Below are 8,482 nucleotides of genomic sequence, written 5' to 3' on the forward strand. Positions count from 1 at the left end.
ATGGCGAAAGTAGACCTGGTATTCCGTCAGATCGACGAGCGCACGCGGGACGTGGCGCTCCAGCTGGCGATCGAGAATATCCAGCCCGATGCAGTGCATGTCATTGACGACGTCCGGCCGTTTACCGAATGCGTCGCCCAGATGCTGCGGATCGAGCATGACTGTGACTATGTCGTCTATGTCGACGCGGACTGCCTGATCCTCGAGAACATCCGTCCGTTTATCGACAGCTGCGATGCGCCTTACGTCGACGCCTATGTCTCCGACCGTTTCCGTGGGCGCCTGCACTGCGGCGTTCACATCACCCGGATCGACCTTGTTCGCGCCATGGCGGCGGTCGAGGTGCCGGAGGATGATCTGAAATACGTGCTGCGTCCGGAATCCCGGTTGAGAAACCTGGCGATGAAGCCGATGGGGTCGGCCAAGCAGTTCCGCAATTTCGACATCCTGCATGATCACTTCCAGGCCAATCACCACATCTTCATGAAATACGCGCTGCGTGAATTGCGCAGCCGGACCAAGGATCAGCGCCAGCGCCTGACCCGCTCGATGAAGAAGTGGGTCACCAAGGAAGGCGAGTTCTGCGATCTCACCATTGCCCGCCACGCGGTCGAGTATGCCCGCCGGATGGTGCCGCTCACCGCGACCCCTGACGAGGTGCATGACTTTATCGTGGCGCTGCCGCGGCATGCCGACGCCGAACTGTCCCAGCTCGGCCTGGCCGGCGAGACGCCCTTCACGCGCGCTGACCTGGATCACTGGCTGGCCAGCAATGCCGACCGGATCCGCTATGGCCAGAAGGCTGACAAGCCCAAGGTGTTCGGGCTCGGTCTGTCGCGCACGGGGACCCGCAGCCTGACCTCGGGCCTGCAGATGCTTGGCTTCGACTGCAGTCACTACCCGATCGATGAAGACACCTATATCGAGATTGCCAACGCCCAGTATGACCTGACCCTGCTGCGCTATTTCGATGGTTTGACCGACATCACCACGATCCCGATCTACCAGCAGCTCGACAAGCAGTATCCCGGCTCGAAATTCATTCTGACCGTGCGCGAGAAGGAAAGCTGGCTCGGCTCGGTCTCGCGGCATTACTATAATCGCCCGGCCTTCAAGGACGTCGAGGATCCGGACGAGGAGGTGCATCTGCGCATGCGCCAGTTCCTGCGGGCCGCGGTCTATGGCTGTTACAATTTCTGCCGCGACCGCTTTTCCTGGGTCTATGACCAGCACGTTCGCGACGTCCAGGCTTATTTCAAGGACCGGCCGGAGGATCTCCTGGTCATCAATATCTGCGACGGTGAAGGCTTCGAGCGGCTTGCGCCGTTCCTGGACCGACCGATCCCGGCCGAAGGCTTCCCGCACAAGGGCGCCGTCCTGTCTCGCCGCCTTGCCGAAGAGGCCGAGGCCCAGAAGGCCCGGGTCGCCTGATCCTTCATGCCCGATCCTGATACGGCCATCGCAGACGACCCGGTGCCGCCCTGGCGGGATCGGGTCTCTGCCGCGGCCCGCACGCTGGCCATCATCGCCCGGACACGGCCGGGCCTGACGGCAGCCATTGCCGCGCTCACCATCATTGCTGCACTGCTGCCGCCCGCGGCCCTGTTCATCTCCAAGCTCCTGATTGACGCTGTCGTGGCGGCAATCGATACCGGGCTTGATGCCGACCGCATGGTGGCCCTGCGCTGGGTCGTCGTGGAGGCCGCACTCCTCGCTGTCCTGCTGGTGGTCCGCCGGCTGTTGCTGTTCCAGAAGGCACGCCTGCATGCCGAGCTCGGTTTCGCGGTGGCCCGCCTGATCCTGGACAAGGCCAGCCGTTTCTCGCTGGCCCGGATCGAGCTGCCCCGGGTCCAGGAAATGTTGATCCACGCCAAGCAGTTTGCGGCGGCTCGGCCCTATGCCCTCGTGGTGCGCGGCTTTGATGTCCTGCAGGCTGCGGTGACGCTGATTTCGATCACCGCGCTGCTGGCCGCCAGCGCCCCGTGGCTGATCATCCTGATGCTGCTCGGCGGGCTCCCGGCCTTTATCGGCAATCTGCGGTTTTCCGGCGACGCCTATCGTTTCTACACCGCCCGTTCGCCGCAAATGCGCGAGCGCAACTATCTCGAAAGCCTGGTGACCAATGAGGCCGCGGCGCGTGAGCGTCTCCACTACGGTCTGGGCGATGCCCTGCTGGGCCGCTACTCCGGCCTTTTCCGTGACATGTACCACGGGGACCAGAAGCTGCAGGGTCGTCAGGCCGTGATCGGTTCTCTGCTGGGGGTGCTCGGTTCGGCGGTCTTTCTCGGCGGCAAGCTCTGGATTGTCGCTGTGACGATTGCGGGGCGTTTCAGCCTGGGTCAGATGACGATGCTCATCGGCTTGCTCAAGCAGGGGCAGAATGCGGTCAACGCCTTGCTGGGCGCCTTCACCGGCAGCTATGAGGACATCCTCTATGTGACACGGTTGTTCGCGCTGCTCGACCTGGAGGAGGGGCGGAACGCCGGGACGCTGATGGCCGGCCCGGCGCCGGGTGATGGGCTGCGCTTTGACGCTGTGAGCTTTACCTATCCCGGTGCGCCGGGCCCGGCGCTGGATCGGGTCAGCTTCCACCTCTCTCCGGGCACGCGCCTCGGGCTTGTGGGCATCAATGGTTCGGGCAAGACGACCCTGGTCAAGCTGGCCGCCGGTCTCTACCAGCCCGACGCGGGCCGGGTGTTGCTCGACGGGCTCAGCCTGGCGGAATGGGAACCGACCGCCCTGGCGCGCCGGATCGGTGTGATGTTTCAGCCGCATGTGAATTTCAAACTCTCGGTCCGTGACAATATCGAGGCGGGCATCGGCCTGTCGTCGCTGTCGCCGGACGCGATGGAACGCGCGCTGGCTTCCGGGCTGGCGACCGAGCTTGTGGGCTCCCTAGCCGAAGGTGTCGAAACGCGCCTGTCAAAACGGTTCGCCGAAGGGGTCGAGCTGTCCGGTGGCCAGTGGCAACGCCTCGCCATGGCGCGAGCTCACGCCAACGAGGACGCCGATATCCTGATCCTCGACGAGCCCACGGCGGCGCTCGATGCCGAGGCGGAAGCGGCGTTCATGGCCGCACCGCTGGCGCCGGGCCGGTCCCTGATCCTGATCAGTCACCGCCTGTCAAATCTGAGGACGGCCGACCAGATCATCCTGCTGGAGCACGGCCGTATCATCGAGACCGGCAATCACGAGACCCTGATCGGTCTGGGCGGTGCCTATGCCGATCTGTTCGCCCTGCAGGCGGATCCCTACCGCACTTGAAAACGGCCCGCGTCACCGACGCGGGCCGTCCCCCTTCAGCCTCTCAGCCCGGGATCAGAAGCGCTTCGACACATTGATGAAGAAACGGCGACCAACCTGGTCGTAACCCCCACCCGAGGGCACATTGCGGGTGGTCAGGCCGCCGAGGCCAACGCCCTGGGCAGCCAGGTCCTCGTCGATCTGGGGCGGATCTTCATTGGCGACATTCTGGATGCCGACCGTCCAGCGCCAGGACTCCTGCGCCAGCGACACCGAAATGTCGTGGTATTGAGCCGACGGCACATCGAATTGGGCCGAGGTGCCGGTCCCGATGAAGTTCGGGTTCTCGGTCACATTGACCTCGCCGATATAGCGCGCCCGGTGGAAGAAGGTCAGGTCACCCCAATCCGTCGACGTGTAGAGACGGTTGGTGAAGGTGCCCCGCCAATCGGGGTTGCCCAGCGTGTTCAGCGCTTCGTTGACATTGGTCACGCCGGCAAGGCTGATCGTGGTCGTGATATCGGTCGACTGGGTCAGCGCGGTGTCGGAGGTGAAGGTGAAACCCCGGCCAAACGCATCAAAGTCGATATTGAAGCGAATGTTGTAGTCGAGACCCTCAGACGTGTTCGACGAGACGTTGAACGGCGTTGTGTCGACCTCGTTCAGATATTGCGTGTTCGGGTCCCGCACCCGGCGGGTACAGAACGGATCGTTCGGGAAGTTGGCGGAACGATAGCAATTGCCGAGGATCTGGCCGGCTGTGGGCACCAGGATCGAGTCCGTCACTTCGATCTCGTAGTAGTTCACGCCGACTGTCAGGTCGAACCTGTCGGTGAACGGCTGCTCGAACACAAAGCCGATCGAGATGGCTTCCGAGGTTTCCGGGTCCAGTCCCGGATTTCCCGAGCGGAAGGATTCAATCCCGGACGTTCCCGTGACCCCCAGGCTGAAAGGGTCAACGCCTTCGGCCTGACAGTTGTTGAGAACGATCTGGGCGCGACCATCGAGATCGCCCACGCCATCGCCATTGGAGTCCGGACCCGGCGCGTAGATCGGGAGACCGGTGAGCGGGTCGGTGCCGACGGCGGTTGCCGGAACACCGCACGGATCATTGCCGAAGCCGATGAAGCTCGACTGGCCGCCCAGGAAGAGCTCCCGCAGGTTCGGTGCCCGGAAGGACGTGCCGGCTGTCCCGCGCAGGGTCAGGAAGTCGAACGGCATCCAGCGCATGCGCGCACTCCAGGTGGAGTTCTGGCCATAAAATTCGTGGTCGACCAGACGCGCGGCCGCCTCGAGGGTGATTTCACGGGCAAACGGGCGGTCCTGAATGATCGGAGCGACCATCTCGCCGTAGACTTCGAACAACTCGACCGAGCCGGCCGATGACCGGTCCTTGAAGAAGTTCAGGCCAAGGCCGCGAGCGGCCACTTCGCCGGAGCGGCTGTCGAGCGTCTGCTCGCGCCATTCCGATCCCAGAACCACGGAGACTTCACCATCGAGGAGGTCAAAGAGGGGGCCGGTGACAAAGCCGCCGGCGATGCGCTCATCGACGAAGGTCGTGATCTCGCGCTGGCCCCGCAGCCAGTCAATACCGGCCTGGCCCTCCGCGAAGCTGCTGTCTGCGCCATAGAGACTTTCGGACCAGAAGTTGATCGGTACGCAGCTTTCCGGTGTCCGGGACTGGAAGAAGCCGCCCGGGGTCGGCACGCCGCAGACTGGCAGGCCGGACGTCGGATCGGTCGTCGCCGATGCTGACAGGTTGAGGTTTTCCTCCAGCGTGACGGTGCGGGAGGAATATCCCATGGAGCGTGTGTAGCCGGCGAAGACTTCATAGTCCCATCCCGGCGCGCCCATGAAACCGAGATCGCCCTGTAGGCCGTTATAGGTCCGCCACTGTTCAAGCTCGACGGTCGCCTCGTTGTTCCAAGGGGCCATCAGGAGAATGGAGCCGGGCGCGCCGAAGGGGTTGAACGGGTTGTCGGCATTGAAGTCGACCGTGAACTGGGCCGGACCGCCGTTGAAATAGGTCTGGCGGTTGGAGAAAGAGGTCTCTGTGAAGAACTGCGTGCCCGGAATCGTGTCGCTGAGATCGTAGTCGGCATAGAGGAAGAAGACCGAGCGTTCGAACTCGGGCGACTCGTAGGCGTTGACGACACGGGAGTTGTTGAGAGCCTGGTCCGAGAACCCGCCGGCCAGCGGGCCGCGACCATTGACGAAGCCGGCAACACCCAGGTCCGAGTCAGCGGCCGTGGTGCCCGGAGCCCCGTAGAACAGGGTGAAGCTCGGCAGCAGGATGCCGAGGCTGGACTGGAAGGCGTGGCCGGTACCACAAGTCTCGGTGGTGGTTCCGTCGCCATTGTCGATGATGTCAAAGGAGCAGTACTGGCCGCCATCGCGCGCCATCCAGTCGCGCTGGGTTCCGGTCAGTTCCTCACTGCGGACCAACTCGGCAGCGAACACGAAGTTGACCCGTCCCTCATTGCCACCGACCAGGAAATTGGCGCTCGACTGGGAGCCACCGCTGGTCTCGGGAACCGAGGCGAAAGCCTCAACCTGGAGGCCGTCGAAATCCTTGCGCAGGATGATGTTGGTGACACCGGCCACCGCGTCGGACCCGTAAACCGATGAGGCACCGTCGAGCAGGATGTCGACGCGCTGGATCATCGAGGACGGGATCAGCGAGACGTCGGGGAAGGACGGAGCCCCTTCCACCCCGGCTGGCGCGAAGCGTCGACCATTGATGAGCACCAGGGTCCGGTCGGCGGCAAGGCCGCGCAGCGAAACGGCCTGGCCACCCGGACCGGCATTGGAGACGAATTGCGAATTCGTCTGAAGGTCCAGCTGGGCGCCCTGCACGACCGTGGTGGAGCGCAGGATTTCGCCGACATCGATGAGACCGGCTTCCTGGATGGTGTCCTCGTCAATGACCTGCAGGGGCGAGGTCGACGTGAAGCTGTTGCGCCGCACGCGTGAGCCGGTCACGACAATCCGGTCCTCGTCCTCGGCGGCCTCGTCTTCGGCGTCGGGCACACTGACGGGCTGTTGCGCATGGGCTGGTGAAACCAGCAACCCGGCCGCGGCAAGGCCCGCCAGAATGGTGGATCGCAGGATTCGCGATTTGAAGTCTTCGTCTCTCATTTTATCCCCTCAGGAGTGATCACCGCCGCAGTCGGGCGGGATTTTTCATTCGGTCCGATGCCGCTTGGTCAGTTGACCGCGCCGCAGCCGGACAACGCCGCTGGATGGGCGTCTGGGACGAATAGAGCTCGATGGGACGAACACAGTGACAGGCGAAAGTCGCCAGTCGCGGCAGGGCGTTGCCAACGGCTTGACGCGCGACCAATGACGGGAAATCCGCGACAGACAGTGCCGGAGGACTGCGAATGACATCGCGCTGGGGGTCTCGGTTTAAACACGCGCGCCGGAACCCGGCCCGGATGTCGCACCATGACGAGATCGTCAGCCTTCGGACATCGGCGTGAAGGACCGGCGCAGCCGGCGTGTCTGTGTGTTGGTCGGCTCCCGGCCTGCGATCGGTGGGCGTTAGGAGGCTTCGGTGGGGTGCCCGTTGGCGACCGATGCCAGGTGTGCCTGCAGGCTTTCGCTGCCGCGCGCGCTGACCGGGAAGCTGTGCCCGGACCGCAGGGTCACCCGGACGATCCGGCCCCGGTCCCGGGCATGGCTGGCGATATCCGACGCCCGGACGATGTGAGAGCGATGGATGTGGATGAAGTCGAGGCCCGTCAACTGGGTGATGAATTCCGTCAGGGTGGCGCGGTGCAGCCATTCGCGATCGCCGGCGAGAACGCTGACGTAATTGCCCTGTGCGCTGACCGCGGTGATGTCCGCCAGGGCGACGATGTCCTCCCGGTTGCCGCTGCGCAGCACAAGACTTCCCGTGGAGGGTGCGCTCATTGGGCTTTGTCGGCGCAGCGTGCGCGCGAGGATGTCGCTGATCAGGGCGACGAAGGCGATCATTACCGGATCCCAGAACCAGTTGATCAGCGGGATCTGGTCGAGGACCCGCTCGGCGCTGGCTTGCAGGTAGGGCGCGTAGACGAAGACGATGTGGAGGTAGATGGCGAAGATCGCGACGAGGGCCAACAGCGCGAGTTCGGCCAATGCGATCCCGTTTGGTGTGCCGACCCGGACTTGCCGGATCCGGGTGACGGCAATCGCCGGGAAAATGATCAGCCAGGGCAGCATGATCACAGCCTGCGCCCGAAGCACCTCGACCACTGTGTGATCGATGTCGAGGCGGGCGAGGTCAAGGGAATGGATGAGGGTGAAAATGGCCAGAAGGCCGGCCCAGGACAGGCCCGAGGCCAGCAGGACGGGCCACCACAAGGCTTGCGTGACCCGGTCACCGGTCTGCCACCACGAATGAATCATCCCGCCCTCCCTGACCTATCGGATACACGGGCCCGAATGGGGAGAGCTTGTCTGACAGGTTACCGTCTGGACATCTCTCGAGGCGCGTTCGGTCACAAAAAGATGCGTGCGACGCGCCATGGGTGCGCCGCACGCAAAAGGCAGGGATAAGGGCTCGTGACTGCCCAAGCGTATCCGGGATCGAAAAAAAACAGTCCGAAACGCGCAGGCAGGGAAACACCCTGGCAGCGCCGGGGCGAGGTGCATGCGACGGGCCGCGGCACGGGGCGACGAAGTATCCGCAAACTGCCCAACAGCCGGGAAACAACGACGAATGGCACCGCGCATTCGTCCTTGAATGTCCCTCATCCGGCCCACCGCCGCGGTTGATCAACACAAAATCGCACCGTTCGCCCCTCCAAACGGCCGCTTTGTCATTTTGTCGTGCTGGCCGTCTTCTTCGCCAAGCCGACCTGGCGTCTAATGGGTAACCAATTGAATTTGTAGCGGAGAAAATGCCATGCGGTGCGTCATTCTCGAGAGCCGCCCCCTTGCCAGGGCGCATATTGTCCGTGCGATTCAGCGGCACGGTGACGCCCGGGTCGAGATGGCGACGGCATCGGTAGCGGCCATGCTGGCGGCTTGTGATGGCGAGGCGACGGACCTGCTCTTCCTTGACGCGGACCATGCCTCGCTCGACCGGGCGCTCCCGGCCTTGCGGGACTTGGGCGATGAGGCGCCGCTTCTGGTCATGGTCAGTGATTTTCCCGAACGGGCGCTCGACGCCTTTGACCGGGGGGCCAGTGATTTCCTTGTGCGCCCGATCGACGCCGACCGGCTGTCGGTAACCCTGCAGCGCACACGCCAG

Annotated in this window: 5 protein-coding genes (1 of these 5 cut by a window edge); 3 read left to right on the plus strand and 2 right to left on the minus strand. The window is 63.8% G+C overall.

The window, feature by feature from the left end:
- Both AAA969_RS03815 and AAA969_RS03820 read left to right on the plus strand, forming a co-directional pair.
- Positions 1 to 1,431 (plus strand): sulfotransferase family protein, encoded by a 1,431-nt coding sequence (locus AAA969_RS03815; protein ID WP_338243814.1) that lies wholly within the window; start codon positions 1 to 3, stop codon positions 1,429 to 1,431.
- Positions 1,432 to 1,437: 6 nt separating this feature from the next.
- Positions 1,438 to 3,264, plus strand: coding sequence for an ATP-binding cassette domain-containing protein (locus AAA969_RS03820; protein ID WP_338243816.1), 1,827 nt, complete (start codon positions 1,438 to 1,440; stop codon positions 3,262 to 3,264).
- A gap of 54 nt (positions 3,265 to 3,318) precedes the next feature.
- Here AAA969_RS03820 and AAA969_RS03825 read toward each other — a convergent pair whose 3' ends face one another.
- Both AAA969_RS03825 and AAA969_RS03830 read right to left on the minus strand, forming a co-directional pair.
- Entirely contained in the window at positions 3,319 to 6,381 is a 3,063-nt protein-coding gene (locus AAA969_RS03825; protein ID WP_338243818.1) for a TonB-dependent receptor domain-containing protein, read from the minus strand.
- Positions 6,382 to 6,786: 405 nt separating this feature from the next.
- Entirely contained in the window at positions 6,787 to 7,635 is an 849-nt protein-coding gene (locus tag AAA969_RS03830) for a LytTR family DNA-binding domain-containing protein (RefSeq protein ID WP_338243820.1), read from the minus strand.
- Positions 7,636 to 8,134: 499 nt separating this feature from the next.
- Here AAA969_RS03830 and AAA969_RS03835 point away from each other — a divergent pair, with 499 nt between their 5' ends.
- Positions 8,135 to 8,482: the 5' portion of a LytR/AlgR family response regulator transcription factor gene (locus AAA969_RS03835; protein ID WP_338243822.1), read on the plus strand. The gene runs 462 nt beyond the window's last position; only the first 348 of its 810 coding nucleotides appear in the window; it begins with the start codon at positions 8,135 to 8,137; the stop codon falls past the right edge of the window.

Origin of the sequence: Maricaulis maris, from assembly GCF_036322705.1 — a bacterium.
GTDB classification, from domain to species: Bacteria; Pseudomonadota; Alphaproteobacteria; order Caulobacterales; family Maricaulaceae; genus Maricaulis; species Maricaulis maris_B.